The sequence below is a fragment of the Psychrobacter sp. Pi2-1 genome (assembly GCF_904846645.1).
Lineage (GTDB): Bacteria > Pseudomonadota > Gammaproteobacteria > Pseudomonadales > Moraxellaceae > Psychrobacter.
In genome coordinates this window covers 1-1,633 of record NZ_CAJHBO010000043.1, presented here as the reverse complement: position 1 = coordinate 1,633, position 1,633 = coordinate 1, and the positions used below count along the sequence as shown (strand labels likewise).

Here is a 1,633-nt window from a genome sequence, read left to right as displayed (position 1 = left end):
ATTTAAAACTAATTAACTTCTTCAAATACCTTATTTAATTTAGTATTTAAATTTAATTATATCTACTAATCACAATTATAATTTAGAACTTCACTTACCTAAATAGCACATTTGTTTCTCTAAATATATTAATATCAAGCTATTTCTCAATACAGATTTAAGTTAAGCATATCTTAGACTTAATAATATTTAACAATTTAGTCGCCTCATTTGTCTCTCTAATTAAAATAGACTTTTCAGCATATTTTACAGCTTGTTGATAATTTTCATTTCTTGCTAGTACTCTTGCATATTCATAATTCCAAATGTGACAATTTTCAGTATCATAGTTTATATCTATAATTGTATTATCATTGATAATACCGTTAATAAAACTCTTAAGTATATTATTATCTTTAAGTACCTGTAAGACTAAATGCCCGCTATATGGTACCTTTATGAGCTTTGATTTTGGATAGGCTGGTAATATAAGATTATTAATAAAGTTATTTTCCTCACGCTGATAAGGATCATAAATAATGATAGGTGGCTTGCTAGATCTAGGGATATCAAGCATATTTTTATGTAAAAACTTTACAGGTCTCTTCAAGTTATAACTTAATGTTGGGTGTGCTGAGTTCTTTGGTGCTGCAGATATAGCTTGTGCATTAATTACCCCAGCATAATATATAGCACAGTAACCGCCCAAACTAGAACCGTAAGTGTAGACATCCATACCCTTGCACAAAGGTAATATAGCTTCCTGAAACTTTTCTAAGCTTAACTTCTGATATTGACTATTTGCTTGCTGAGCAACAAAAATATGGTGAAAACCATTATTTATTGCAAAATCACTTCCAAAACCTTTAGGAGTTTTTGAAGAAGGCAACCCTCCGAAACTTACGAGAAGTTTATTAGTATTTATTTTTGAAGGATGAAAAGTGATCATGAACCCTTCCTCATCCGCAAGAGTACTAACCTTATTAGGTAAAGCCACACTCCCTTTGCTTTCTACTTTGTTTTTTTCCTCTACTTTTTTAGTAACCTTTGCATCTCTAAAAAGTAAGGGGTTCAACAACCCTTTTTCTATTAATTCGCTTGAATAACGAAGTATCTCCTCCAAGAACTCTTTAGAGTTAGTGTAAAGTTCTTGCTTGCTTGGATTTTCTTTAATAGAGTGGAACACAAGAACAATCCACTTACTATCCTCAACAGCTTTATCTATCCATTTTTTTACACGAGTCAGATCAGACTTACTGTTTAAAGGATGTGCATAAATCAAACCACTAATATTTTGTAAATCATTGAACTTAAAACCTCCAACCCTAACAAAACGATAAGATTGAAATGATTTTTCAAGCACCTTATCGTTATAGCTAGCAAAAGGTAGGCTAATTGATTCAACCTTACCTTCAACTAATCCTTCTAGATAGACTTTACTATCTTTAAGTTCATACGATAGCTCATCATCTAACAGCTCAGTATACTTACTCTCATGACTCATCCCATGTGAAACGATCTCATGTCTGACCCCTGCTGTCAATCCCGTAGAACTAAACTTGGGAGATTTTAGTTACGCAGCCTGACGATAAAAGTCAAACCACAGCTGTCTTGGCGATTTATAGCCCAAACCCTTTTGAATCCTAGTCTGATT

1 protein-coding gene is annotated in these 1,633 nt (G+C 32.5%); it reads right to left on the bottom strand.

Annotated elements, in window-relative coordinates; translation table 11 throughout:
* Nucleotides 1–157: 157 nt before the first annotated feature.
* Nucleotides 158–1,483, bottom strand: coding sequence for a hypothetical protein (locus tag JMX91_RS13145; protein ID WP_201549606.1), 1,326 nt, complete (start codon nt 1,481–1,483; stop codon nt 158–160).
* Nucleotides 1,484–1,633: the final 150 nt, after the last annotated feature.